Source organism: Janthinobacterium psychrotolerans, from assembly GCF_001677885.1.
In the GTDB taxonomy this organism is placed as follows: domain Bacteria; phylum Pseudomonadota; class Gammaproteobacteria; order Burkholderiales; family Burkholderiaceae_D; genus Janthinobacterium; species Janthinobacterium psychrotolerans.
This window is the reverse complement of the sequence record NZ_LOCQ01000054.1, coordinates 156,914-182,499: the sequence shown is the minus strand read 5'-3', so window position 1 is coordinate 182,499 and position 25,586 is coordinate 156,914. Positions and strand designations below refer to the sequence as shown.

The 25,586-nt window shown below is 63.2% G+C and carries 25 protein-coding genes; 10 read left to right on the top strand and 15 right to left on the bottom strand.

Going from position 1 to position 25,586, the window contains the following annotated elements:
- The first annotated feature begins 33 nt into the window (after window positions 1-33).
- The gene (locus ASR47_RS12615) at window positions 34-3,891 is read left to right on the top strand and encodes an NAD(P)-binding protein (RefSeq protein ID WP_065308128.1); all 3,858 of its coding nucleotides are present in this window, start codon (window positions 34-36) and stop codon (window positions 3,889-3,891) included.
- A gap of 85 nt (window positions 3,892-3,976) precedes the next feature.
- On the opposite strand, the gene ASR47_RS12610 is transcribed toward ASR47_RS12615, so the two are convergent.
- The 6 genes from ASR47_RS12610 to ASR47_RS12585 all read right to left on the bottom strand — a co-directional run bounded on the left by ASR47_RS12610 (window position 3,977) and on the right by ASR47_RS12585 (window position 8,718).
- Window positions 3,977-4,546, bottom strand: a complete 570-nt coding sequence (locus tag ASR47_RS12610) for a hypothetical protein (protein ID WP_065308127.1) — start codon at window positions 4,544-4,546, stop codon at window positions 3,977-3,979.
- Between the two features lie 549 nt (window positions 4,547-5,095).
- Entirely contained in the window at window positions 5,096-5,509 is a 414-nt protein-coding gene (locus tag ASR47_RS12605; RefSeq protein ID WP_065308126.1) for a VanZ family protein, read from the bottom strand.
- Between the two features lie 468 nt (window positions 5,510-5,977).
- Window positions 5,978-6,742 (bottom strand): SDR family NAD(P)-dependent oxidoreductase, encoded by a 765-nt coding sequence (locus ASR47_RS12600; RefSeq protein ID WP_065308125.1) that lies wholly within the window; start codon window positions 6,740-6,742, stop codon window positions 5,978-5,980.
- 10 nt (window positions 6,743-6,752) lie between these two features.
- Window positions 6,753-7,274: a TPM domain-containing protein gene (locus tag ASR47_RS12595; RefSeq protein WP_065308124.1), complete on the bottom strand. Its 522-nt coding sequence runs from the start codon at window positions 7,272-7,274 to the stop codon at window positions 6,753-6,755.
- Window positions 7,274-8,101: a TPM domain-containing protein gene (locus ASR47_RS12590; protein ID WP_065308123.1), complete on the bottom strand. Its 828-nt coding sequence runs from the start codon at window positions 8,099-8,101 to the stop codon at window positions 7,274-7,276. Before ASR47_RS12590 ends, ASR47_RS12595 begins: the two co-directional genes overlap by 1 nt.
- Before the next feature lie 2 nt (window positions 8,102-8,103).
- Window positions 8,104-8,718 carry a LemA family protein gene (locus ASR47_RS12585; protein ID WP_065308122.1) on the bottom strand — a complete coding sequence of 205 codons (615 nt, stop codon included), beginning with the start codon at window positions 8,716-8,718 and terminating at the stop codon, window positions 8,104-8,106.
- Window positions 8,719-8,887: 169 nt separating this feature from the next.
- Here ASR47_RS12585 and pyrF point away from each other — a divergent pair, with 169 nt between their 5' ends.
- Window positions 8,888-9,712 (top strand): orotidine-5'-phosphate decarboxylase, encoded by an 825-nt coding sequence (pyrF, locus tag ASR47_RS12580; RefSeq protein WP_065308121.1) that lies wholly within the window; start codon window positions 8,888-8,890, stop codon window positions 9,710-9,712.
- 133 nt (window positions 9,713-9,845) lie between these two features.
- On the opposite strand, the gene sbcB is transcribed toward pyrF, so the two are convergent.
- Window positions 9,846-11,291, bottom strand: a complete 1,446-nt coding sequence (sbcB, locus tag ASR47_RS12575; protein ID WP_065308120.1) for an exodeoxyribonuclease I — start codon at window positions 11,289-11,291, stop codon at window positions 9,846-9,848.
- Between the two features lie 140 nt (window positions 11,292-11,431).
- Here sbcB and ASR47_RS12570 point away from each other — a divergent pair, with 140 nt between their 5' ends.
- Window positions 11,432-12,019 carry a DUF5610 domain-containing protein gene (locus ASR47_RS12570; protein WP_065308119.1) on the top strand — a complete coding sequence of 196 codons (588 nt, stop codon included), beginning with the start codon at window positions 11,432-11,434 and terminating at the stop codon, window positions 12,017-12,019.
- A gap of 8 nt (window positions 12,020-12,027) precedes the next feature.
- Here ASR47_RS12570 and ASR47_RS12565 read toward each other — a convergent pair whose 3' ends face one another.
- From ASR47_RS12565 to ASR47_RS12545, 5 genes are all read right to left on the bottom strand, one after another.
- Window positions 12,028-12,993, bottom strand: a complete 966-nt coding sequence (locus ASR47_RS12565) for a GGDEF domain-containing protein (protein ID WP_065308118.1) — start codon at window positions 12,991-12,993, stop codon at window positions 12,028-12,030.
- Window positions 12,994-13,181: 188 nt separating this feature from the next.
- On the bottom strand, window positions 13,182-13,559 hold the full coding sequence (locus tag ASR47_RS12560) for an HPF/RaiA family ribosome-associated protein (protein ID WP_065308117.1): 378 nt from the start codon (window positions 13,557-13,559) through the stop codon (window positions 13,182-13,184).
- A gap of 177 nt (window positions 13,560-13,736) precedes the next feature.
- The gene (locus tag ASR47_RS12555; protein WP_065308116.1) at window positions 13,737-14,402 is read right to left on the bottom strand and encodes a DUF1345 domain-containing protein; all 666 of its coding nucleotides are present in this window, start codon (window positions 14,400-14,402) and stop codon (window positions 13,737-13,739) included.
- A gap of 40 nt (window positions 14,403-14,442) precedes the next feature.
- Complete coding sequence (locus tag ASR47_RS12550; RefSeq protein WP_065308115.1) at window positions 14,443-15,714, bottom strand: MFS transporter; 1,272 nt, start codon at window positions 15,712-15,714, stop codon at window positions 14,443-14,445.
- Window positions 15,715-15,780: 66 nt separating this feature from the next.
- Window positions 15,781-16,806, bottom strand: coding sequence for a CDP-6-deoxy-delta-3,4-glucoseen reductase (locus tag ASR47_RS12545; RefSeq protein WP_065308114.1), 1,026 nt, complete (start codon window positions 16,804-16,806; stop codon window positions 15,781-15,783).
- A 12-nt stretch (window positions 16,807-16,818) separates the two neighbouring features.
- Between ASR47_RS12545 and ASR47_RS12540 the strand changes: the two genes are divergently transcribed.
- The 4 genes from ASR47_RS12540 (at window position 16,819) to ASR47_RS12525 (ending at window position 18,967) form a co-directional block, all read left to right on the top strand.
- Window positions 16,819-17,739: a sugar nucleotide-binding protein gene (locus tag ASR47_RS12540; RefSeq protein ID WP_065308113.1), complete on the top strand. Its 921-nt coding sequence runs from the start codon at window positions 16,819-16,821 to the stop codon at window positions 17,737-17,739.
- Window positions 17,740-17,822: 83 nt separating this feature from the next.
- The gene (locus ASR47_RS12535; protein ID WP_171898934.1) at window positions 17,823-18,083 is read left to right on the top strand and encodes a hypothetical protein; all 261 of its coding nucleotides are present in this window, start codon (window positions 17,823-17,825) and stop codon (window positions 18,081-18,083) included.
- 147 nt (window positions 18,084-18,230) lie between these two features.
- Window positions 18,231-18,488: a hypothetical protein gene (locus ASR47_RS12530; RefSeq protein ID WP_150127784.1), complete on the top strand. Its 258-nt coding sequence runs from the start codon at window positions 18,231-18,233 to the stop codon at window positions 18,486-18,488.
- Window positions 18,489-18,727: 239 nt separating this feature from the next.
- The gene (locus tag ASR47_RS12525; RefSeq protein WP_029496207.1) at window positions 18,728-18,967 is read left to right on the top strand and encodes a hypothetical protein; all 240 of its coding nucleotides are present in this window, start codon (window positions 18,728-18,730) and stop codon (window positions 18,965-18,967) included.
- A 95-nt stretch (window positions 18,968-19,062) separates the two neighbouring features.
- On the opposite strand, the gene ASR47_RS12520 is transcribed toward ASR47_RS12525, so the two are convergent.
- The 3 genes from ASR47_RS12520 to ASR47_RS12510 all read right to left on the bottom strand — a co-directional run bounded on the left by ASR47_RS12520 (window position 19,063) and on the right by ASR47_RS12510 (window position 23,732).
- Window positions 19,063-19,725 carry a glycine-rich domain-containing protein gene (locus tag ASR47_RS12520; protein ID WP_065308111.1) on the bottom strand — a complete coding sequence of 221 codons (663 nt, stop codon included), beginning with the start codon at window positions 19,723-19,725 and terminating at the stop codon, window positions 19,063-19,065.
- A gap of 183 nt (window positions 19,726-19,908) precedes the next feature.
- Window positions 19,909-21,753, bottom strand: coding sequence for a CHASE domain-containing protein (locus ASR47_RS12515; protein ID WP_082988890.1), 1,845 nt, complete (start codon window positions 21,751-21,753; stop codon window positions 19,909-19,911).
- A gap of 212 nt (window positions 21,754-21,965) precedes the next feature.
- Window positions 21,966-23,732, bottom strand: a complete 1,767-nt coding sequence (locus ASR47_RS12510) for a glutamine--tRNA ligase/YqeY domain fusion protein (protein WP_065308110.1) — start codon at window positions 23,730-23,732, stop codon at window positions 21,966-21,968.
- 171 nt (window positions 23,733-23,903) lie between these two features.
- Here ASR47_RS12510 and ASR47_RS12505 point away from each other — a divergent pair, with 171 nt between their 5' ends.
- From ASR47_RS12505 to ASR47_RS12495, 3 genes are all read left to right on the top strand, one after another.
- Entirely contained in the window at window positions 23,904-24,197 is a 294-nt protein-coding gene (locus tag ASR47_RS12505; RefSeq protein WP_065308109.1) for a DnaJ domain-containing protein, read from the top strand.
- An 88-nt stretch (window positions 24,198-24,285) separates the two neighbouring features.
- Window positions 24,286-24,798, top strand: coding sequence for a hypothetical protein (locus ASR47_RS12500; protein ID WP_065308108.1), 513 nt, complete (start codon window positions 24,286-24,288; stop codon window positions 24,796-24,798).
- On the top strand, window positions 24,788-25,585 hold the full coding sequence (locus tag ASR47_RS12495) for a hypothetical protein (RefSeq protein WP_065308107.1): 798 nt from the start codon (window positions 24,788-24,790) through the stop codon (window positions 25,583-25,585). The genes ASR47_RS12500 and ASR47_RS12495 overlap by 11 nt, the downstream gene beginning before the upstream one ends.
- The last annotated feature ends 1 nt before the right edge of the window (window position 25,586 follow it).

The following is a 25,586-nucleotide window of genomic DNA, read 5'->3' as shown; positions in this document are numbered from 1 at the left end:
TCCTGTAATTCCACTCACAACTCAGAGGCAAGCATGACAAGCAGCGATGGCGCGGCTGCGCTTTTCCAGACGTACTGGCAAGCAGGCTACGAGGGCGCCGACCATGTCACGCACGCCGGCCAGGCGCTGGACATGAATCGCGCCACCGGCCACCTGGACCGGGTGCGCGCGGACTATCTGCTGCTGCGCCAGTTCGGCATCCGCAGCGTGCGCGAGAGCATAGGCTGGCGCCTGGCCGAACGTGGTGGCCAGCATGATTTTTCACTGATACAGGAAAGAGCCGCCGTGGCGCAGGAACTGGGTCTGCAGATCAACTGGACCTTTTGCCACTACGGCTGGCCCGGGGAGCTCGACCTGTTCTCGCCGCAATTCGTGCCGCGTTTTGCGCAGTTTTGCGCAGCGGCAACACGTTTCCTGGCGCCCTATGCGGTGGGCACGCCGGTGTTTTCACCGATTAATGAAATCTCGTTTACCAGCTGGGGCTTGTCGGTGCATATGTTTCGCTGCCTGAACATGGACCGGCCTGACGCCGGCCAGGAGGGCAAGCGGCAACTGGTGCGCGCCACCATCGCCGGCTGCGAAGCGATCTGGAGCGTCGATCCCCGCGCGCGCATCCTGCAATGCGATCCATTGATCCATGTGACTGCCCCGGCCGGGCGCGCCGACTGGATCGCGCAGGCCGCCGCCTGGCGTGAATCGCAGTTCGAAGCCTGGGACATGTTGTGCGGGCGCTGCGAGCCGGCGCTTGGCGGCGCGCCGCGCTACCTGGACCTGATCGGCCTGAACTATTACCACAGCAACCAGTGGGAATGCGGCAGCAACCTGCGCCTGTGGTGGCACCTGGGCGAGCCGCGCCGCATGCCGCTGCACCAGCTGTTGCTGGAAGTGGGACGGCGTTACCAGCGGCCCATGCTGATCGCCGAAACCAGCCATGTGGGCAGCGGCCGCGGCGCCTGGATACGCGACACCGCCGCCGAGGCCCTGCTCGCCATGCAGCATGGCGCGGACCTGCACGGCGTCTGCATCTACCCCGTCATCGACCGGCCTGACTGGGAGGATGCCTCGCACTGGCATCGCAGCGGCCTGTGGGAGGTCGACACGCTGGCGCAAGAGGCGCCCGGGGCACCGCCACTGCCGCGCCTGCTGTCCCAGCCGTATGCGACCGCGCTGCACCAGGCGCAATACCTGACGGACCACCTTTGTTCAATGTTTGCCCCAGAGGGGCGGAAAGGAACTGGCATGCGCACCATTATCGTCTTTTCACATCTGCGCTGGAATTTCGTCTATCAGCGGCCGCAGCAGCTGTTGTCGCGCCTGGCGCAGTTCTACCACGTGGTGTTTGTCGAGGAACCCGTATGGGAAGACGGCGCCAGCCGGCTGGAACTGTCCACGCCGGCGCCCAATCTCACCGTCTGCCAGCCGCGCACGGCGGTGCCCGCGCCCGGTTTTCACGATGACCAGCTGGCCGCCCTGCAGCCGCTGATGAGCCAGATCACGCCGGCCGACGATCCCATCGTCTGGTTTTATACGCCGATGGCCTTGCCGCTGCTGCCGGCGCTGCACGCCGGCCTGGTAGTCTACGACTGCATGGATGAACTGGCCGCTTTCAAGCAGGCGCCCAAGCAATTGCTGCAGCGCGAGACGGCCTTGCTGGCACGTGCCGACCTGGTCTTTGCGGGCGGCCCCAGCCTGTTCGAGGCCAAGCGCCACCGCCATCCCAACGCGCACTGCTTTGCCAGCAGCGTCGACACGGTGCACTTCGAACAGGCGCTGGACCGCCACAACGGCCATCCGGCGCAAGCCGAGATCGGCCGGCCCCGCCTCGGTTACTACGGTGTGATCGACGAGCGCTTCGACGCCGCGCTGGTGGCGGCGCTGGCCGACGCCCATGCGCACTGGCAAATCGTGCTGGTGGGGCCGATCGTCAAGATCGATCCGGCCAGCCTGCCGCAGCGGCAGAACATCCACTACCTGGGCCAGCAGCCTTACCAGGCGCTGCCGCATTTCCTGGCCGGCTGGGACGTCTGCCTGCTGCCCTTCGCGCACAACGAAGCGACCCGCTATATCAGCCCGACCAAGGTGCTCGAATATATGGCGGCCGAACTGCCCATTGTCAGCACGTCGATCACCGACGTTGCCGTGCCCTATGGCGACATCGTGGCCCTTGCCGATACGCCCGAGGCCTTTGTCGCAGCTTGCGAGCAGGCACTGGCGATGACGCCGCCGCAGCGCGCGGCGATGGCAGCCAGCATGCGCGCGGTGGTCGCCGCCACCTCCTGGGACGCGACCGTGCTGCAGATGCATCAATTGCTGGAAAACACGCCCCCGGGCCAGGGTGTGCGCCAGGTGCCGCCAGAGGCGGGCGCCGGCGCGGGGACCGGCGCGGCGGCGCTGCCCGGCGATGCGCCCGGGGCCAGCATCAATCCGCTGCGCGGCCCTGGCCTGCCGCAGGCCGTGTCGTGCGCCATTATCGGCGCCGGTCCGACCGGCCTCTCCGCCGCCTATCACCTGGGCGCGGACACCTTGCTGCTCGATAAAAACGCCACCGTGGGCGGCTGGTGCCGCTCCATCGAAGACCGCGGTTTCACGTTCGACCATGCCGGCCATATCATGTTTTCCAACGATCCCTATGTGCTGGACATGTACCGCACCTTGCTTGGCGCCAACCTGCACTGGCAGAACCGCGAGGCCTGGGTGTACAGCAAGCAGGTCCATACGCGCTATCCATTCCAGGGTGCGCTGTATGGCTTGCCGCCGGCCGTCATCAAGGAGTGCATCGTCGGCGCCATCGAGGCGCGCCATGGCAAACCGGTCGCCGCCAACGCTGCCGAGGCTGACCCGGTCCCGGTGGTCGAAGATTGCTGCGCCGATGGCGGAGTCGACCTGGCGCATGCCGACGGTGCCGCCGCCATCGCCAGCGCGCCGCCCGCGCCGCCCAATTTCGAGCAGTTCATCCATCAGGTCTGGGGCAGTGGCATTGCCCGCCATTTTGCGATTCCCTACAACAAGAAACTATGGACCGTACCCTTGAGCGAGATGGAAACCTCGTGGCTGGGTGGGCGGGTGCCGCTGCCGAACCTGGAAGAGATTATCGAAGGGGCGCTGGAACCGGTCGCCAAGCCGATGGGGCCGAATGCGCGCTTCGGCTACCCCTTGAAGGGCGGTTTCCAGGCGCTGATGTCGGGCTTTTTGCCGCACCTGAAGGGCAAGCTGGAGCTGGGCGCCAATGTGGTGCAGGTCCTGCCGCAGCAGCATATCATCGCCCTCGGTGATGGCCGCCGCTTCCGCTACGAGCATCTGCTCAGCACCATGCCGCTGCCGGAACTGGTGCGCCTGATCGGCGACCAGGCGCCGCCGCAGGTGCAGGCGGCGGCGCGCGCGCTGCGCCATATCTCGGTACGCTGCGTCAACCTGGGCGTGGCGCGCGAGCAGATCAGCGAGAAACACTGGATCTACTATCCCGAGCAGACGATTTTCCACCGCATCTTTTTGCAAGGTAACGCCAGCCCCCATTGCAATCCACCGGGCGGCTTTGGCCTGACCTGTGAAATCAGCTATTCGCCATGGAAACCGCTGCCGCTCGACGGGCAGGCGCTGATCGACCGTTGCGTGGCCGACTGCATTGCTGTCGGACTGTTGCGCGAAGATGACCGCCTGCTGGCCGCCAACCAGGTCGACATGCCCTATGCCTATGTGGTGTACGACCACGCGCGCGCGCAGAATGTGGCGCTGGTGAAAGCCTGGCTGGCCAGGCAGGACATTGTGCTGGCGGGGCGCTACAGTGAATGGGAATACTACAATTCCGACCACGCTTTCCTGGCCGGCAAAAAGGCAGCCTATGCGATTGCGCAACTGTCAGGTAGCGAGCGCAAGTCGGGAACGGTGATCTGAGGGGGAAGGAGGGAGTGACAGAGGGAGTGACAGTGGGAGTGACAGGCAGCCATCGCGCTGCCTGTCATGATGAAGGTGCTGCGTGTCAGTTTTTTTGCAGCAGGCCGTTGACCATCTTGACCCTGTCGCCGACCTGGTAGCCGGGCTGGGAGTTTTGCATGATGGCGCGCGTGCTGCCGTCATCGAGGCGCAGCGTGACCCGGTACATCATGTTGCCCGTGCCGCCTGCTGCTGCGCCGGCAGTGCTGCCCGCCGTCCCCGAGCTGCCCGCCTGCGTTTCGCCGCTGCCCAGGTCCATGCCGCGCGCCACCGGTTCGATCGACATCACGGTGGCCGAAGCAATGGTAACGCCCGATTGGCTGCCATCCATGCTGCTGGCATTGTTGGCAGTGGCGGTGCGGCCGTCGCTGCCGCTGGTACCGGTGCTACCCATGTCGCTGCTGCCGGCGGAACTGATGCTGCCGCTGCCACTGGTGCTGCCGGTTCCGGTGGTGCCACTGGCGCCGCTGCCGGTCATGCTTTGGTCAGAGCCGGCGGTGCTGCTGTAGTTCTCGCCGCTGCGATTCATGGCCGTGCTGTCGCTGCCCGTCGAACTGCAAGCGCCCAACAGCAGGCATAACAGGCCTGCCAGCGCGGAAGAGGTTTTTGCTCTCATCTGTATTCTCCTTGGAAATGACAATCGAGTGGAGGGTAGAGGGATGGTGGAGTCCGCATGGGGGACACATGCCGGAGCTGGCCGTCACTACTGCATGTAAGAGCGCCGCGATGGCAAGACGTTCGCCGCAATGTATTTTGCGTTGAGATACATCAAGACGTCCATAGCTTGGGCGGCAACGGAGCCGCCGCGCCGTGCTGCTTAGAGCCTATCCCAGTAGTGAGCGTCTTCTGCTTGCAGCTCATCAGGAGCGCGGACAAGGCGTGAGGAGGCGGCATGGCGAGCCATGCAACGACGATCAACGCAGTTCCCGTTTTTGAGGGGCGCCAGCAGGGGGCGTATTCATCTACTGGGATAGGCTCTTAGCGCACTAATGCCGTTCAGTTAAGCTGTCTGATGCATTAAATGCGTAAGGCCTGAAAACGTACAAACGGCGGGCCGGAGACGCGAGTCCCGCTTGGCCCGGTGGGCCTGTGCTGGAGACCGAGGCCTCAATCCGTTTTGCGAGTTTCCTGACAGCGTAGGCGAGCTAACTGAACGGCATTGCTCTTAGCGCACCGGTTTTTTCAAGCAGGCCGCGACCATGCGCGGCCAGACAAAGTACAGTGCGGCGGCCACCACGCTGGCGGCCGTGATGTCGACCAGCCAGTCCGAGACGGCGCCGCGGCGGTAGGGCAAGAAGCTCTGGATGAATTCGTCCAGCGCGCCCATCGCCGCCACCAGCAGTACCGACAGCGCGGCGCGGCGGGCCATGCCGCCGGCAATGCCGCTGAACAGCAGCATTGCCAGCACGCCGTAGCCGAACGAATGCAGCACCACGCCCGAGGCGTACTGGCCCACATCGGCGCGCGCGCCGGGAATGTCGCCGATGATGATCACCAGCGCATACAGAAACAGTGCGCTGCGAAAGCGCAGGCGCTCATGGCGCTCGGCGAAACAAAGCTGGGTCAGGGTGGCTTGCATGGGGAGTGGCATAGCGAAAAGGTGGCAACAATAGCATGTGGCCGGCGCGCTCGCCATGTTGCTGCGCAAGCGAGGCAAAAAAAAGCCCGCTCCGAAGAGCGGGCAAAAACCCAAATGGGTCAAGAGTTGAGAAACGGTGACCATGTCGCCAGCTGGCGCCACGATGCTGAAAGGGGAGTGGTGCACCGGTAAAGGCACACCTGTCCGCCGTCGCGCATATCGGTTGCGTGTACTGCAGATGAAGCAAGTATAGGTGGTGAAGATGACCGCTTGATGACAGTTGCGGACTTTCTGGAGAAAGTTGGCGGAATGCAGGACAAAAAAAAGCCCGCTGGTGAAAGCGGGCTTAAAACTATTTTCTTGGAGGAGAATAGTGGAGACAGGTGCATTATGCTGCGCTGCACGATATGTGTCTAATGGTATTTTCAGATATCGATTATCGCTTTTTGATATAACTGTCCGCGCCACTTATTCCTGCACCGCCACCGTGTAGTTGAGCGCCATGCGTCCGCCATCGGCATAGATGGTCTGGCCGGTCATGTAGCTGGCGTCGTCGCTGGCCAGGAAGGCGGCGATGCCGGCCACTTCCTCCGGTTCGCCGCAGCGTCCCAAAGGGGTGCGCGACAGGATGGTATGGCGTGCCTGCGGGCTCGACAGTACCGCCTGTTTCGCCAGTTCCGTCAGGATGGTGCCCGGGCCGATGCCGTTCACGCGCACGCCGTGCGGCGCCAGGTTCAGCGCCATCACCTTGGTCAACTGGTTGATCGCGCCTTTCGACACCACGTAAGGTACCTGGTTCGGGATCGCCAGTTCCGCGTTCACGCTCGACATATTGATGATCACGCCGCTGCGGCGCTTGACCATCTCGCGCGCCACGGCCTGGCCGCACAGGAACATCGATTTCAGGTTGATGCGCAGCACGCGGTCGAAATCGTCTTCGGTCACGTCGAGGAAATCGGCGGCGTGCGTCACGCCGGCGTTGTTGATCAGGATGTCGACCTGGCCGTAACGGGCCAGGGTGGCCGTCATCATGGCGTCGACATCGGCTTTCTGGCTGACGTCGGCACAGAAGAAGTGCGCCTGCGGTCCCAGTGCGGCGGCCGCTTCTGCGCCGGCTTCCTTGATGTCGACCAGCATCACTTGCGCGCCTTCGGCGATCAGGCGGCTGGCGCAGGCCAGGCCGATGCCTTGCGTGGCGCCCGTGACAATGGCGGTTTTATTGCTCAGTTTCATAAATGCTCTGTCAGAGAAGAATGGCTTCATTCGGTAATTGATTGCTGCGCTCGCCCGAGGCCGGGAAGTGGTGCTGCAGCAAGCTGTTCAGTTCGCCCAGCGCCTGCAAGCTGCTGTCATGGTAGTTGCCACTCGCAAAACCGGCCGTCATGGTGCGGCATATGGCTTGCCACTGCTCGGGCGTGATGCGGCGTCCCACATGGCGGTCGGCCACGATGTCGACCTGGTGCGCGGCCAGGTTGATATAGATCAGCACGCCGCAATTGTCTTCCGTATCCCACACGCCATAGTGGGCAAACAGTTCACGCGCCCGTTCGCGGTTGGTCACGCCCCGGTACGCCATGCCCGGTGTCAGCGCCGCTTCGACGATCAGGCGCACTTCGGCGCGATGAATTTTTTCACCGTCGGCAATCGCCGTTTCGATCGCTTTCAGGGTTGTTTCCGGGAAGGCCGCTCTGGCCGTGGCCGGGCTGGTGCGCCAATGTTTCAGGGCGCGCCCGCAGCGCTGTCCGAATGTCAGATGTTGAGTCATTACCAGTCTCCCGAGGCGCCGCCGCCGTCAAAGCTGCCGCCACCGCCGCCGCCAAAGCCGCCGCCACCACCGAAACCACCGCCGCCACCAAAACCGCCGCCACCGCCACGGTTGTTCATGGCCTGGCTGAGGATGCTGCCGAGCACCACGCCAGTGGCGCCGCTGCTCCAGTTGCTGCCGCGCTGCAAGCGATTCGAATTGCCGCGCGAACGGAACATGGTCAGCACCACCAGGAAACCGAAGAACAGCAGCGGCAGCCAGAAGCCCAGGCCGCCCGCTTCCATCGTTGCCGGCGCGGCTTGCCTGGCGGGTGCAGGGAATTGCTCCTGGTTCAGCAAGGTGGCGATCGCGCCCACGCCGGCCACCAGGCCGCCATAATAATCCTGCTGCTTGAAGTGGGGCGCGATCACGTCCTGCAAGATGCGTTTCGATTGCGCATCGGTCAGCACGCCTTGCACGCCCCGTCCCGCTTCGATGCGCAAGCGGCGCAGCGACGACGGATTGTCCTTGGCGACGAGCAGCAGCACGCCGTCATCGACGCCCTTGCGGCCCAGCTTCCAGGCATCCGTCACGCGGATGCTGTACTGCTCGATCGCTTCCGGTTCGGTCGACTTGACCAGCAGCACGGCAATCTGGCTGCCGGTGCGCGCTTCGTAGTCGGCCAGCACGGCTTCCAGCGACGCCTTCTGCTTGTCGTCCAGCATGGCGGCCTGGTCGGTCACGCGCGCCGCCAGCGCCGGCACGCCGGCCAGCTGTGCGCTGGCCGGCAGCGCCGTCGCACACAGCAGCGCCGTGCACAGCGCCGCAAAATAGCCCTTGATGCCCATGCTTATTTGCCGAAGTCGACGGTTGGCGCGGTCGAGATGGCTTTTTCATTTTCCACCGTGAACGATGGCTTGACCTTGTAGCCGAACATCATGGCCGTCAGGTTGTTCGGGAAGCTGCGCGCGTGGACGTTGTAGTCCTGCACCGCCGCGATATAGCGCTGGCGCGCCACGGTGATGCGGTTTTCCGTGCCTTCCAGCTGCGACTGCAGGTCGCGGAAGTTGGTATTGGCTTTCAGGTCAGGATATTTCTCCGACACCACCATCAGACGCGACAGGGCCGACGACAGCTGGCCTTGCACCTGCTGGAATTTCTCGAAGGCGGCCGGATCGTTCAGCACTTCGGGCGTGATCTGGAAGCTGGTGGCGGCCGAGCGAGCCTTGGTCACCGCTTCCAGCGTTTCGCGCTCGTGGCTGGCATAGCCCTTGACGGTATTGACCAGGTTGGGGATCAGGTCGGCGCGGCGCTGGTACTGGTTGACCACTTCGCCCCAGGCGGCCTTGGTCGCCTCGTCCTTGCTCTGGAAATCGTTGTAGCCGCAGCCGCTCAATACGCCGGCCAGCACGGTGACGGACAGGGCCAGACGCAGCCATTTGGTGAATTGTTGGGTGATTTGCATGATGGGTTCCGTGCGTAGTAGTAAGGAGGAAAGTCAGGTGGGGCAAATATACCTGAAACGCGTGCGGATGTTGGTTTAATAAGCGTGGCGCAGCTGCCGCAGGCTGCCGTGGCACTGGCCGCCCGCGTTACAATACGGGGTTTGCAACTGAATACAGAAAAGGTGTGCCGTGAATTTCATCGATAAATTATCCGCCGCGTGGACGGCCAATCATTCCCTGCTGTGCGTGGGACTGGACCCGGACCTGGCCAAGCTGCCGGCCGAACTGCGCGATACGCCCGATGGCATCACCACCTTTTGCACGCGCATCATCGACGCCACGGCCGACCTGGCCTGCGCCTTCAAGCCGCAGATCGCGTATTTTGCCGCGCTGGGCGCGGAAAAGCAGCTGGAAGACATCTGCCGCTACCTGCGCGACAATTACCCGCATATTCCGCTGATCCTCGACGCCAAGCGCGGCGACATCGGCGCCACCGCCACCCAGTATGCGCGCGAGGCGTTCGAACGCTATGGCGCCGACGCCGTCACCGTCAACCCCTACATGGGCGAAGATTCGCTCGACCCCTACCTGGCATGGCCGGACCGCGGCGTGATCATCCTGTGCCGCACCTCGAACCCGGGCGGCTCGGACCTGCAGTTCCTCGACACCGACGGCGTGCCCCTGTACCAGAGGGTGGCGCGCCTGGTGGCCGAAAAATGGAACAAGAATGGCCAGTGCGCGCTGGTGGTGGGCGCCACTTTCCCGGAAGAACTGGCGCAGGTGCGCGCGATTGTCGGCGACATGCCGCTGCTGGTGCCCGGCATCGGCGCCCAAGGCGGCGACATCGCCGCCACCGTTGGCGCGGGCCAGACGGCGAACGGCATGGGCATGATGATCAGTTCCTCGCGGGCCATCATCTATGCCCAGCCGCAAGACGGAGAAGACTGGACCGACGCGGCAAGGCGCGTGGCGATCGAGACGCGCGATGCGATCAATCAACACCGCGCGGTGTAGGTCGGATTAGGCGGGGCCGCCGAGGCCCGTCGGGCCGTAATCCGACAACAATGTTGACGTCACGGTGGTGTCGGATTACGGCGCCTTGCGCCTAATCCGACCTACGCACTGACGGGACGCCGAGTCCCGGGTTTTAATCGCGCTGGGGAGCAACGATCTCGGCGTAATCGTAGAGCTGCCCAAGAATTTCCTCCCCCCGCTCATCCACCGATTCCGACAGGGTGTCGATTTCCGTAAACAGCATCTCGATGGTGCGGGCACCCGCTTCGCCGTCGAACAGGCGGGCGGCGCGGTGTTCTTCCCAGCGCTGGAGTTCCGCTTCGCTCAGCGTCTGCGGGAAGTTGCGCGCGCGGTAGCGGAACAGCAGTTCCTGCAGGCGCTCGTCACTGAAGGACGGGCGGGCGCTGGCCAGCTTGTCGGGCGTGTCGCGGCGCAAGGACTCGAGCACGCGGCGGTCGTCGTTGCTGACAAAGCCGTTGTACAGATCCTCATCGACATCGGCGCGGCCTTCGGCGGGACGCTTGAAGACCTCGGCCCAGATCGCGTCCATGTTCGGCGCGCCGGCGGCCAGGCGGCCGTTGTCCAGCGCGGCGGCAAGATCGATGCCCCATTGCGCGGCCATGGCCGGCGACAGGGTTTTCAAATTACCCACCAGCATGGGCGACTTATTCAGGTGCACGCTTTTCACGGGCAGGCGCGTCATGCCTTCGGGCATGGCGTCGTTGCGGGTGAACAAGCGCGTGCGGATGGTGTCGGCGTCCAGCGTGAACAGCTCGCTTGGATCGTACTGGCAATCCCACACCAGGATTTCGTTTTTGTTGCTGGGGTGCGTGGCCAGCGGCCAGACCACGCCGATGCAGCCGCGCTCGGCCGGGAACATGCCCGACACGTGCAGGAAAGGCTGGCGCTGGGCGGCGGCCAGGTGCATGCCCATTTCGCTGGCGACCTTGTCCTTCTTGTGCAGCGCCAGGCAGAAATCGAACAGTTTTGGTTGTTTCTCCTTGACCAGGCGGGCCAGCGCGATGGTGGCGCGCACATCGGACAGCGCATCGTGCGCCGCTTCATGGATCAAACCGTTAGCCTTGCTCAGGTGTTCGAGCTTGAAACTGGTCTGGCCATCGTCGCGCTTGGGCCACTGTATGCCTTCGGGGCGCAGCGCATGCGTCATGCGCACCACGTCGAGCAGGTCCCAGCGGCCGCAATGGTTTTTCCATTCGCGCGCATACGGATCGATCAGGTTGCGCCAGAACAAAAAGCGCGTCACTTCATCGTCGAAACGGATGGTGTTGTAGCCGACGCCGATGGTGCCGGGCTCCGAGAACGCCGCTTCGATGGCGGCGGCGAACTGGTGTTCGGGCACGCCCAGGGCCAGGCATTGCTGTGGCGTAATGCCGGTAATCAGGCAGGACTGCGGATCTGGCAAGAAATCATTGGCAGGCTGACAATACAGCATGATGGGTTCGCCAATTTCGTTCAGGTCGGCGTCGGTGCGGATGGCAGCGAACTGGGCTGGCCGGTCGCGGCGCGGCTGCACGCCAAAGGTTTCGTAGTCGTGCCAAAGAAAAGTCTGGTTTGTCATTGATGGTGCTTGCGTTGGTGGCGGCGAAAAAATTCGCCGCTTCAGTTTTCAGAATAGTTGCCGATACTATCAAAGAGAGGATCAGTCGTGCTGCGCATTCTCGCATGGTGTCATACATTTCCCGCCCAAGGAGGCCTATCGTGTCAATTCCCATCGCTACAAGCGGCAATTCCGCCAGTTCCCTGAGCTCCGTCAGCAATGCGGGCAATTCCACCGGCGCCGTTGCCGGCAAGGATGACAAGGCGCAGATGAGCGTCAACGACCGCTCGAAACTGCAGCTCAACGCCGCCATCTTGCAGGCCTCGATGAATGTGTCGATCAGTTCGCAGAACGATCCGCTGGCGCTGGTCTACAAATCGGCCATCACCAGCATCAACGAGGCCTTGAAGGCCGATTTTGGCGACGACGCCGTGCAGAACGCGGCCTCGCAGGACAACAGCGCCGAAGCAACCGCCCAGCGCATCGTCTCGCTGTCGACCGGTTTTTTCGATGCCTTCAAGAAGCAGAACCCCGGCATGGACAATGACGCCGCGCTGGAAAAATTCATGGGCACCATTACCGGCGGCATGGACAAAGGCTTTTCGGAGGCGCGCGATATCCTGCAGGGCTTGAACGTGCTGCAGGGCGATATCGCCGGCAATATCGACAAGACCTATGAGCTGGTGCAGAAAGGCTATGCCGATTTTGTGGCCGCCAACAGCAGCAAGAAAGCAGAAACCGCCGCCTGAACCTTGGGCTACACTGCAACCCGGTTGCGGCCGGCATCCTTGGCGCGGTACAGCGCCGCATCGGCCGTGGCGATCAGGTCGTGCTCTTGCTGGCGCGGCAACAGGCTGGCCACGCCGAACGATCCCGTGACATGGGGCAGGGGGCAGCGCAGGTCTTCGAAAATGACGGCCTGCCGCAGCCGTTCGCACAGCCGTTCGGCCACCAGCAGGGCCATGGGCTGGTGTGTGTCAGGCAAAATTACCATCAATTCCTCGCCGCCATAGCGCACGGCAAAATCGGTGGGCCGCAGGGCCGCGCCCAGCACCTGGGCGGCGATGCGCAGCGCCTGGTCGCCGGCCTGGTGGCCGTGCTGGTCGTTGAAACGCTTGAAATGGTCAAGATCGATCATTACCAGCGACAGCGGTGCATCGCTGTCGTGGGCGGTGGTGATCATGTTGGGCAATAAATCGTTGAGCCAGGCGCGGTTGTACAGGCCCGTCAGGCTGTCGACCATCGACAGTTGCCGGTAGAACTCACCCAGTTTCTGGCGCCGGCGCAGCAGGGCGTTGGCGGCGCGCACGCGGAACGACATCAGCCGCAGCAGGTTGCGCGCCAGGCCGTTCGACTGTTCGATCAATTCCCACACCAGCACCGCGTCGATCACCAGTACATCGGTTTCTTCCAGAGCGGAAATAGCCACCAGGTTGCTCGCCTCATCGAGCACCGATTGCTCGCCCACGCTTTCGCCGGGCAGGACCTTGCTGACGGTGCCATCGTCCATGCCGGTATGCGTGTCGGTGGCCACCGCCAGCGAGCCGCGCAGCACGATATACAGGCAGGCGCCGCTGGCGTCACTGAGCGCCTCGCCAGCCTCCAGGCGCAGCACCGGGCAGGGCGCCAGCATGGCCGCCGTGGTGTCATCGGCGGCGGCGCAAAACAGTTGAAGATCACTGATGTTGCAGCCTGAAGCGCCAAAATTGCCGATTTTTTCCACGATATGCTTTCCAGAGACGAGCCCGCGCAAGCGGCGGTACGTGCTCATCATGATAGCGTAAAGCGTTCTTGGCAGTAATAACTATGGCTGATTTGTAAGCGCCAGCTCGGCACTTTGGTAAAAGTGTGTTGCACAAAAGCAAAGGCAGCCTTGATCGGCTGCCCAGGTCTCATCAGAAAAGCGGGAAATTATTCGGCGGCTTCTTCGACGTCGGCCGTGTCATTGACGGCATGCTTGCCGGTGGCGTGGCGTTTGCTGTCCTGCAGGCGGCCCAGCGCACTGTCGATGGCGCGTTTCAGCTTGTCGGTGGCGCCGCTGACCGACTGGTGCACGGAAGCATTTTGCTCGGTGACGGCGATCGGCTGGTAGCCGGCTACGCGCGCTTCCATCACGCAGCGGATATCGTCCGCGCCGCCCTTGGGACCGTTGGTGTCGCTGAGGTGGACTTCAATGCGGGTGATGTTGTCGCGGAAACGGCTCAGGGCTGTTTCCAGTACGGATTGCACATGTTCGTTCAGTCCAGCGTTGTTGGCGATGGTGCTGTCGGTTTGAATATTGATTTGCATATGCTATCTCCTGTCAATTCGAAAAAAACCCAACACGGGCGTCATGCTGTGCCCGGTCATTGGCGCGGCTGTCGCCTGCGGATGACCGTTGCATGAGACTTATCTTACTCCTGTTTGCCTGATTTCAAGGGCGCCGCACAATTAAGTGGGGCTTAACGGTTCAGCCAGGTCAATTATTCAGTTGTTGATCAGTCCGGCCGCGATATTGATCGACAGGCCCAGCACCACCAGGTTGAAGAAAAAACTCAGCACCGACTGGCCCAGCACGATCTGGCGCATCATGCGCGTTTGCACCGTCACGTCCGAAGTCTGCACGGCGACGGCCAGGGTAAAGGCGAAATACAGGAAATCCCAGTAGTCGGGTTCCTGTTCGTCATCGGGAAATTTCAACGGCCGGCGGTCGGCGTCGGCGCGGTAATACAGGTGGGCGTAGTGAAAGCAGAACAGGGCGCCGACCAGGAACCAGGAGCCGACCAGGGTCAGTATCGTCAAACCATAGTGCAGGGCGCGCTGCTCCTCGCCCATGCTTTTGATCGACGACAGCTGCGAAAAGATGGCCAGCAAGCTCATCACGGACGCCACCGACAGCGCGCACAGCACCATCGCCGCCCGCTCGTCCTGGCGCCTGGCCATCTGTTTCACCTTGTGATGGTTGGCGCGCATCATCATCGCGCCCATCGTGACCAGATACAGCCAGACGGCGACATTCCAGGCCGTCAGCACCCGCGTCATCGGCGCCCAGCTGGACGGCAGCAGCACGCCGGCCGCCACGCCGATCACGATGGCCAGGCTCAGGTGAGGGCGGCTGCGGACAAAGCCGTGGAAGGGCAGCGGTATTTTCATGGTGCAAGTTGGCGTAGTCGACGAGCGCACATGGTAGCCCTTATGCCGGCTTGCCGGCGGCTGTTTTGGCGGCCTCTTCCTTTTCGTGGTGGGGGAAGCGGTCCATGCGCGACAGTACCGGAAACAGCACCGCCCAGATGCCGGTTACGGCCAGGGTGGCGGCGCCGCCGAACAGCACCGCGCGCACCAGGCCGAACCAGCCGGCCGTGACGCCGGACTCGAATTCGCCCAGCTCGTTCGAGGCGCCGATAAAGACGGAATTGACGGCGCTGACCCTGCCGCGTATCTCGTCCGGGGTTTCGTATTGCACCAGCAGGTGGCGGATATAGACGCTGACCATGTCGCCGGCGCCCATCAGGAACAGCGCCACCAGCGCCACCAGGAAGGTGGTGGTCGACCCCAGCACGATGGTGCCCAGGCCGAACACGGCCACGCCGCCGAACATCCAGGCGCCGACCCGGCGCGTGATCGGGTGGAACGCCAGCAGCACCGAGCACAGCGCCGCGCCGATGCCGGGCGCCGTGCGCAGCAGGCCCAGGCCGGTCGGGCCGATATGCAGCACGTCGTGCGCCAGCGCCGGCAGCAGGGCGGTGGCGCCGCCGAACAGCACGGCGAACAGGTCGAGCGAAATGGCGCCCAGCATGATGGGGCGCGACCAGACGAAGCGCAGGCCTTCGAGCAAAGTCGACCAACTGACCGGCTCGCGCTTGACGATCTGCGGCGCCGGCGTGGTGGCGCGCATCAGCAGCACCGACAGCACCAGCAGTGCCGACGAGATCAGGTAGACCACCCTGGGGCCGAAGAGATACAGCAGGCCGCCCAAAGTAGGGCCGAGGATGATGGCGATATGCGAGCTCGACGAGCTGAGCGCCAGCGCGCGGCTGAAGCTTTCCTTCGGCACCATGTTGACCAGCACGGCCTGGGTGGCCGGCATCATGAAGGCGCGCGCACTGCCGAACAGCACCAGCACGGCGAACACCGGCCAGACGATGGCCAGGCCGGTAATGGTAAACGCCAGCAGCGCCAGCGCACAGGCCAGCTGCGCCGTCAAACACCAGGCGATGATATTGCGGCGGTTGTAGCGGTCGGCGATATGGCCGGCTGGCAAAATCAGCAACAGGAAGGGAGCGAACTGCGCCAGGCCGATCAGGCCCAGGTCGAACAGGCTGCCCGTCAGCTGGTACACCTGCCAGCCGATGGCCACGCTTTGCATCTGGACAGCCAGGGTGCCCAGCACGCGGGCGGACAGGTAGAACGCGAAATTGCGGTGGCGCAGGACACTGAAGCCGTTGCCGGAGATTGCTGTGGACATGCAGACTTTCCAGAGTGGGGCAGGGGGCGGGCCGGGCGGCCGCGCCGCCCTGTGCTCCGGACGGCGTTATTTGGCCAGGTCGGCCTCGGTGGTAAAGGCGTCGGCGTAGAATTCCTCTTCCGGCAAGCGGCATTGCTGCACGAAATCACGCTTGGCCGAATCGACCATCACCGGCGCTCCGCAGGCATACACCTGGTAGCCGGACAGGTCGGGCAGGTCGGCGATCACCGCCTGGTGCACGAAGCCGCTGCGGCCCTGCCAGGCGTCTTCCGGCAGCGCCTCCGATACCACCGGCACATAAGTGAACTGCGGCAAGTTGGCCGCCCACTGGCGGCACAGGGCGTCCATGTACAGGTCATGCGGGCGGCGCGCGCCCCAGTACAGGGTGATCGGGCGCCTCGACTGTTGGTGGATCATGTGCTCGACGATGGCTTTGAGCGGCGCAAAGCCGGTGCCCGAGGCCAGCAGCAGCACCGGCTTGTCGGAGTCATCGCGCAGGAAGAAGGTGCCCAGGGGACCTTCGAAGCGCAGAATGTCGCGCTCCTTCATGGTGGTGAATACCTGGTCGGTAAACAGGCCGCCCGGCAGGTGGCGGATATGCAGGGTGACCGGGCCGCCGTCCTGTGGCGCGCTGGCCATGCTGTAGGAGCGGCGCTTGCCGTCGCGCAGCATGAATTCGATATACTGTCCGGCGCGGTACTGCAGGCGTTCGGCGGCCGGCAATTGCAAGGTCAATACCATCACGTCGGGGGCGACTTTTTCCAGCGTGGTTACGCGCGACGGCATTTTCTTGATCGGGTAATCGCTGCTGCCGGCCACTTCGCGCGCCTCGATGACCAGGTCGGCATTGGTGGTGGCGCAGCAGAACAGCGACATGCCGGCCGCTTCTTCTTCCGGCGTCAGGGCGCGCTGCTGGTGCGCCTTGTGCTGTACGCTGCCGGATACGACCTTGCCTTTGCAGGAACCGCAGGCGCCATTCTTGCAGCCGTAAGGCAGGCCGACGCCGGCGCGGATCGCCGCCGCCAGCACCGTTTCGTCCGCTTCGCAGCTGAATTGGTGGCCGCTGGGCTGAACAGTTACTTGAAAAGTCATACAATCCTTGAGATGAAAAATATGTTAAAGCACTCTTTGCGCCAACCTTTGGGCCTGCCGCGCCTGCTGATACTGGGCTGTGGCGATGTCGGCATGCGGCTGCTGCCCCTGCTGGGCGCGCGTTTTCGCGTGTTTGCCGTGACCAGCCAGCTTGAGCGCTGTGCCGAATTGCGCGCCGCCGGCGCCGTGCCCATCGTGGCCGACCTCGACGACCGCGCCAGCTTGCGCCGCCTGGCCGGCATCGCGCCCTGGGTGCTGCACCTGGCGCCGCCGCAGGCCAGCGGCCTGCTGGACCGGCGCACGCGCAATCTGGCCGCCATTTTACCTGAGCATGCGCGCCTGGTGTATGTCAGCACCAGCGGCGTGTATGGCGATTGCGGCGGCGCCCGGATCGATGAAACACGCACGCCGGCGCCGTCGAATGCGCGCGCGCGGCGCCGCCTCGACGCCGAGACCGTGCTGCGCGCCTGGGGCGCCAGGCGTGCCGCGCGCCTGGCGATTTTGCGCGTGCCCGGCATCTATGCGGCCGACCGCCTGCCACTGAAACGCTTGCGCGAAGGCACGCCGGCGCTGGTTGACGCCGACGACGTGTACACCAACCACATCCATGCCGATGACCTGGCGGCGATCGTGCTGCGCGCGCTGTGGCACATGCAGGCGGGCGGGCGCGTCTACCACGCCAGCGACGACAGCGACATGAAGATGGCCGCGTATTTCGATGCGGTGGCCGACGCCTTCGGCCTGGCGCGGGCGCCGCGGCTGCCGCGTGAAGCGCTGAAGCACGTGGTCACGCCGATGCTGCTGTCGTTCATGTCCGAATCGCGGCGCCTGGACAATGGCCGCATGAAGCGCGAACTGGGCGTGCGCCTGCGCCATGCGCGGGTGGCCGATGCCTTGCAGTTACTGACTGACGGCAAGGCCGGCATCAGTTAAAATGCCCGGTTGTTTCCGCATTTTCCACAGGCCGCAAGCTTGCATGGCCTGTCTGCCGCGCGCCTGATTACCTAAGGATCACCATGAGTACCCTGACCTACGAAGCCTTCCTCGACGAAGTCACCACTGTCCTGACAGAACTGTATGACCTTGATGACGAGGCCGCCATCAAGCTGGTCATGGCGGCGCAGGACGCCGAATTTTTCGTGCCGCACGACGACCACGAAGCCATGCGTACCGTGGAGCAGGCCGGGAAAGACGCCGTGACCCTGTTCGAGCGCAAGCAGAACCGCCAGCAGACGCAGGAAAAACAACAGCAGCGCGTGCGCCAGAAAAACAAGTAAGCCGTTCTGGCGCTGCGGCGCCTGGCCTGTGCGGTTGCCCGCTTGAGCCGGCGCAAACGCGCTGCGGCGCGCCGGCGCTATGGTGGCCCTCATGCACCAGCCATTGTCCTTATCAGCCGATTGCCGCCTGGCTGGCGGCCGCCTGCCATGCCCGCTCTGAATCAGCCGAGCAAGGAGCAGGTGCGCGCCTACATGCGGCGGCGCTTGGGCGCACGCCAGCCACCGCCGGCGCCTGAAGAGATCCGCCGCCAGCTGGCCTGGCGCCATCGCCACAGCGGCAGCGCGCCGCCGAGCCCCGCCAGCATCGCGCTGCAGGGCTGGCTGGTGTCGGTCGACCTGGCGTGGCTGGGCACCTTGCTGCTGCTGTCCTGGTATATCGAGGGCAGCTTTGTTGAAAATGGATGACTTGCAGCAAAGTATTATGTTTTGAGTTATCCTCTAGCACATTCCAGACGCGCAAATTCTCTTCAATTGTCACATTTTTGCCTCTAGTTAAGCAAAAATCAACAAATAAGTGTATTATATTGCCTGTCGGCTAAAAGCCGCACAAGCAATGGCGCTTTTTAGTGTGTTGACCCTGAATTAGCGCAAAAGCGACGACCAGTCTTTTTTTGCCTTAATACAACAAGTACGGATTTCTCACCATGTCTCTCAAACAAATTACCTCCCTGCCTACCTACAATCCTAACCGCGTGCTCGATGCCATCATCGACAAGCTGCAACTGAAAAACGACGCGGCCCTGTCGCGTGCGCTGGAAGTGGCGCCACCGGTCATCAGCAAGATTCGTCACAACACCCTGCCGATCGGCGCCACCATCCTGATTCGCATGCACGAAATCAGCGACTTCAGCATTCGCGAACTGCGCGAACTGATGGCAGCCTGAGTCTGCCGGACAGACGGCAAACTGAGAGCTGCCGTCTGGGTTTCAAACGGGTTTGCCGCGTGCGGCAGCCAGCACGGTGAATCCGCCGTCAAACTTTAAGCATGATCCTGGCGCAATACCGGCCGGTCGATATAGAAGCGCTTCACATCCCCATCGGCCAACGATGCGGTCGAGGTGGCTACCAGCGCCGCGCCGAGCGAAGCTGGCGCGCTGGAAAACGCCGTGACCGCACCGGTTGCCCGTCCCGAATACGCTACCTGCACCGCGCGCCCCGAATAGGCGGCCGCCTGCACCGCGCGCCCGGAATACGCGGCCTGCACGGCGCGGCCCGAATACGCCGCCTGCACCGCGCGGCCCGAGTAGGCCGTTTCGGCGCGCACGTAATCTTCACCGAACGTCTGTTCATACAACTGCTTCATGCGCTCGCCGACGCGCGCGTGGGCCGCTTCGTCGTCTTCGCCGCGCAGGCCGATATACGGGAAATGGTGCAGGAAGTAGCCGAACACCTGGTCGCAGTCGGCCGCGTATTTCAGGGTGTCGAGGATATGGTAGTGCCAGAAGGTGTCGACATCCATCAATGGCGCCGTTTCCTCTTCCGGAAACTGCTTCATCAGGATCAGGAAGCGGCGGTATTCGAACTCCACCGCATTGGCCTTTTCCAGGCTCCAGCCTTCGCCGGACTCGCGGTGCATCAGTTTGACCTTGATGGCGTCCAGATTCAGATCGGCAATTGCCTTGAAATCAACGTTCGTATCCATGAATATCCTTTAAGAGTGTCACTGGAAAGACTGCAAAGAGTGCGCAAGGGTGTGGTGTCCGTGCTGGCTGGGCGCGGGTACTCCTGGAACATGAGTTGGGCAAGCACTAATATTGCATCGAATCGAGCTCGGCGCAAGCCGCCATCGCCGCCTGTGCCGGACTCGCAACTTGCAATTCGATAGTTACCCGGGCTGGCCTTTCCCATGCGGCGAGTCTTGCTTGCCCGCACCCAGCGGCACGGTGACTTGCACGCTCATGCCGGCGCCGGGGCTGCTGTCGATCAGGAAAGTGCCACCCAGCAGCTTGATGCGTTCCTCGATGCCGACCAGGCCGAAGGAGCCTTGCTTGTTGCGCCGGTCGGCGCCGGCCCCCACGCCGTTGTCGCTGACCGTCATCGACACGCTGTCGCGGTATTTTTCCAGCTTGATCTGCACCCGGCTGGCCTTGGCGTGCTGCGAAATATTGCTCAATGATTCCTGCAGGATGCGGAACAGGGCGGTGGCGCACTGGTCGCTCAGGCTGATGTCGCCATGGCTTTCGCTGATCTCGCAGGCAATGCCGGTACGCAGCCGGAACTGCGCCGCCTGCCATTCGACGGCGGCGTTCACGCCCAGGTCCAGCACGGTGGGCCGCAAGTCGTTGATGATCTGGCGCACGCTCTTGATGGTGGCGTCGATCTGGCCCAGGGTGGCGCGGGCCCGGGCATGCAGGCGCGGGTGGCGCAGCTCGGTGCGCGAGGCGAGCATGTCGGCGTCGATGCGCAGCACCAGCAGGTTTTGTCCCAGGTCATCGTGGATTTCGCGCGCGATCCGTTTGCGTTCCTCCTCCTTGATATGGTCGGCGTGGGCCGCCAGGCGGCGCAGCTTCTGGTGCGACTGTTGCAGGCGCAGCTGGCTGGCGCGCAATTCCTCGGTCATTACGGTGGCCATGCGGATGGCGCGCAGGCGCGACGAAGCCAGGGTATGGAACACGGTGTAGAGCAGCATGCTGCTGGTAAAGCCCACCAGCAGGGCCAGCCAGGGCAGATAGGTTTCGAATGGTGTGTACAGGTCGCTCTTGCGCACGCTGAACAGTGCTTGCCAGACCCTGCCGTTGTAGTCGATCAGCATGGTGCTGCTCAGGTATTTGCTCGAGCCGCCCGGCTGCCACCACGGCAGCGGGCGGCCCGGTGCCGCGCTGTCGAACACGGGGCGGGTGTCGCGTGCCAGCACCTGTGGTTCGGTGGCCTGCGCGCCGATATCGAACAGGGTCAGGCGCACGTTGCGTACCGGCATGGCGGCCAGCACGCCGCGCACCATCAGCGCCAGGTCGTAGCCGAGGCCGACCGAGCCCTGATAGGCGGCGCGGCGTTCGGCCACCGTGCCGACCGGCATGCCATTGCGGTAGACGGGCAGGCGCATGGCCATGCCGGTCAGGTGCGGGCGGCCCGGCATCGGCACGGACAGGCCGGAATTGCTGATCTCGCCGGAGTCGCGCGACTGCGCCAGCACCTCGGCGACGGCCGGGCGCACGGCGATATCATGGCCATATTTTTCCGGTGCGCTGCTGATCGGCTCGATATACAGCAGCACCGAATACCAGTCGCGCGGACCGGGCGGATCGATGGCAAAAGCGGGATAGCCATCGCGCCCGGCGGGGTAATCGCGCTGCATGGCCGCTTCGAAAGCGGGGCGCTGGGCCTGGTCGATCGCCTTGCAATAATTGAGATTCATCACACCGGGAAAGTTTTTCCGCAAATCCAGGTTATTCACATAATCGTGGAATTGTTCGCGGCTGACCAGGTCGCTGGCACGGAACAGGCTGGCCGCGCCACGCAGCAAATCGGTATACGACTTGACGCGCATATCGATATTTTGCCTGGTGGCGTCTGCCAGGCTGTGGAACAGCACGCGCGCGTCGTTGTCGATCGATATCGATGCCGCCATGTGGAACAGCAGCCCGACGCACAGCGACAGCACGCAACTGAGCAGCCAGAGCGGCTTTTTTTCAGATGTTCGCAGGTTCTCGCCATTGGCAGCAGCAGGCATCGCAATCCGCATCGGAGGTGAAATCGGTGGCGGCGCGGTGTGCTGTGCGCCAGCATCAAAATAATTGTGAATTTCTTAACCGTACCATCATATACAAAAAGACTGGTGTTGTAGACAATTGGCAATATTTTTGATCAAGAAAAGCGTGATTGAAATGAAAAAAACCGCCGCAGCGGTTTTTTTGTTGTACAAGCAACAGCTTGTCCGGCAGCTTACTTTGTTGCCTGCCAGGCGTCTTTCAAGGTCACGATGCGGTTGAACACCGGCTTGCCTGGCTGGCTGTCGACCCGGTCGGCCGCAAAATAGCCGTGGCGTTCGAACTGGAAGCGCTCTTCCGGCTGCGCCAGCTCGGCGCCCGGTTCCAGCCATGCCTGCACCACTTCCTTGGCCAGCGGATTCAGGGCCAGCTTGAAGTCCTTGCCGCCCGCGTCCGGCTGCGGATCGGTAAACAGGCGGTCGTACAGGCGTACTTCGGCGGCGATCGCGGTCGGCGCGCTGACCCAGTGCATATTGCCCTTGACCTTGTAGGTGGAGCTGCCTTCGGTGCCCGACTTGCTGTCTTCAAAATAATTGCAGTGCACGGCGATGACCTTGCCGTTTTCATCCTTGTCGTAGCCGGTGCATTCGATGACATAGCCGTAGCGCAGGCGCACGCGGCTGCCCGGCTTGCCGTCGAGCGGCGGATACAGGCGGAAATAGCCCTTGTTCGGCACTTCCATGAAGTCGTCTTCCTCGATCCACAGCTCGCGCGAGATCGGGAAGGTGCGCAGGCCGCGCTCGGGGAAGTGCGGGTGCGCGGGCGCCGTGCATTCCACGCTCTCGCCCGCAGGGAAATTGTCGATGATCAGTTTCAACGGGCGCAGCACGGCCACCGTGCGCGGCGCCTTCGGATCGAGGTCTTCGCGCAAGCAGCCTTCGAGCACGCTGTAGTCGATCCAGCCGTCGGACTTGGTCACGCCCGTGCGTTCGCACATCAATTGAATCGCTTCCGGCGTGTAGCCGCGGCGGCGCATGCCCACCAGGGTCGGCATGCGCGGGTCGTCCCAGCCGTCGACGATTTTTTCTTCCACCAGCTGGCGCAGCTTGCGCTTGCTGGTGACGATATAGGTCAGGTTCAGGCGCGAGAATTCATACTGGTGCGGCACCGGCCTGGCGAAGAAGCCGCCGTCGGACAGGGTCGCCAGCAGCCAGTCGTAGAACGGCCGGTGATCCTGGAATTCCAGGGTGCAGATCGAATGGGTGATGTTTTCCAGCGCGTCCGAGATTGGATGCGTGTAATCGTACATCGGGTAGATGCACCAGGCGTCGCCCGTGCGGTGGTGATGCGCATGGCGGATGCGGTAGATGGCCGGGTCGCGCAAGTTCATGTTGGGCGAACTCATGGCGTCTTCGCTCACTTTCGCGCGCAGGATATGTTCGCCATCCTTGAACTGGCCCGCCTTCATGGCGCGGAACAGCGCCAGCGATTCCTCGCGCGGACGGTCGCGGAACGGCGAATTCTTGCCGGCCTGGCCGAAGTTGCCGCGGTTGGCGGCCATGTCTTCGGCGCTCTGGCTGTCGACATAGGCGAAGCCGGCCGTGATCAGGTACTCGGCCATCGCGTACAGCTGGTCGAAATAGTCGCTGGCGTAGTGCAGATGGCTCTGGCCGTCGCCATTTTTCGGTTCCCAGTCAAAGCCCAGCCATTTCACGCTGTCCATGATGGTGTCGACGTATTCCTGCTCTTCCTTGGCCGGGTTGGTGTCGTCGAAGCGCAGGTTGCACTGGCCGGCGTAATCGCGCGCCAGGCCAAAATTGACGCAGATCGACTTGGCGTGGCCGACGTGCAGGTAGCCGTTCGGCTCGGGCGGGAAACGCGTGATCACCTGTGGCAGGCCGGGACGCACGTGGGCGCCCGAGGACAGGTCGGCTTCGATGATGTTACGCAAAAAATTGGGCGCCAGCGCGGGCGCGGCGGTATTCGGTTTATCGTTGCTCATTGATCAATGCGGGTAGAGTGACAGTAAAGAGCATTTTACCGTACCGACGCCGCTTTATCAGGCGCAATTTTCAGCCGGAAAGCAGCGTGGCAGCGACGCGCAGGCCGTTCTATAGGATAATCTCGCTTTGAATTGCAAAAACCTGCAAAAAACGTGCCTCCGGAGCCTGCCATGGAAAATTTATACAACGTCCTCGGTGTCGCCCCCAATGCCAGCGACGACGAGATCAAGAAGGTCTACCGCTCGCTGGCGATGCGCTTTCATCCCGACCGCAACCAGGCTCCCGGCGCCGAGGCGCGCTTCAAGAGCGTGACCAAGGCGTACGAGATCCTGGCCGATCCGGCCAAGCGCGCCGAATACGACCAGAGCGTCAACCACCGCATCATCATCGATCCGGAAGCGGAAGCCTATGCCTTGTGGAGCGGCGTGTTCCGCCTGCACGGCACCTCGCTGCCCGCGGACTGATTGCGCGCGGCCGCGGCCGCACCCCCTGAAAACAACAACAACGGCGCTTCCATCAACCAGCGCCGCGCATGACATTGGAAAGCACATCATGAGAAGAGTACACCCCGAATTCGCCTATCAGTCGCGTGAGCTGGAAGGCCAGATCGAAGGCATCCTCGGCGATCCGCCGAACCGCAAGAACTACAAGAGCATGGTCGACGCGCTCGTTGGCGAATACGCCAGCGGCGGCGGCATCGAAGACGTGAACATGCTGGCCTTCGCGCTGGTCGACCATATCACCTTCAACGACCCGAAGGGCCTGCTGGCCGAAAGCGAAGACTACGAATTCGGCGACACGGCCCATGTGTTTGCGATGGCCTCCTGCGCCGCGCCCGAAGCGGCCAAGATGTACGCCGCCATCGAAGAGAGCTTCCCTGAGCTGGCGCGCCAGGCCATCATCACGGCCTTTTTGCACAAGAACCCGCGCCTGTGGGACGACGACGACCAGTCGCTCGACCAGCTGGCCGCCAATGACGACGGCGACGACGACCACGACGATGACCAGGCCACCGACGATTTCGCCCAGATGTTTGACCAGGATGGAGATGACCATGGCCGATAACAAAGACAACGCGGAACAGAAAAGCAACCTGCCGGCGCTGACCAGGCAGGTCACCGAGCTGGTGCTGTCAGGTTCGCTGGGCCACGCCGAGCAGGCTTTTGCCGACGCCGCCGACCAGTATGGCGACCTGGCCGTGGTCGAGGTGCTGAGCGCGATTCCGCCGCAAGTGACGGCCTTGCACCTGGCCGGTTTCGACGGCGGCAAGATGTCGCTGGCGACCCTGCTGGTGCCGCCCAAGGCGTGGGCCGACAGCCTGGCCTTTATCGCCGCCACCTGGAGCGACGACCAGATCGAGGACGATCCGGAACGCATCGCCGAGTCGCTGTTCGCGCATATCCACGGCGTGGTGTTTTCCACCGACGATCTTGAGCGCCGCCGCGAACTGCTGCAGGAAGCCTCGGCCACCGACTGGGGCGCGACCGCCTTTGCCATCCTGTTCTCGATGGCGCCGAAGGAAATCCTCGAAGTGGCGGGCGAGATCGTCATCAAGGGACCGTACGTGACGGGCGTGACGTCGTCCGACAACGACGTCGTGCCGCTGGCGATCGAACTGGCGCAGGCCAATGAAGATGGCTGGGACCGCGCGCTGTTCGAACTGTTCCCCGACTTCCGCCACAGCGCCGACCTGGCCGACGCGGAATACTCGGACGACCCGGATGAAGAGCCGACGATCTTGCAGCGCAGTACCAAGGAACTGCTGTACCGCCTGCGCAAGCAAGTGCCGAGCACGCGCAGCGCGCCACGCGCCGGTGCGCGCCGCAGCCTGGGCACCGGCATCTTCTCGTAAT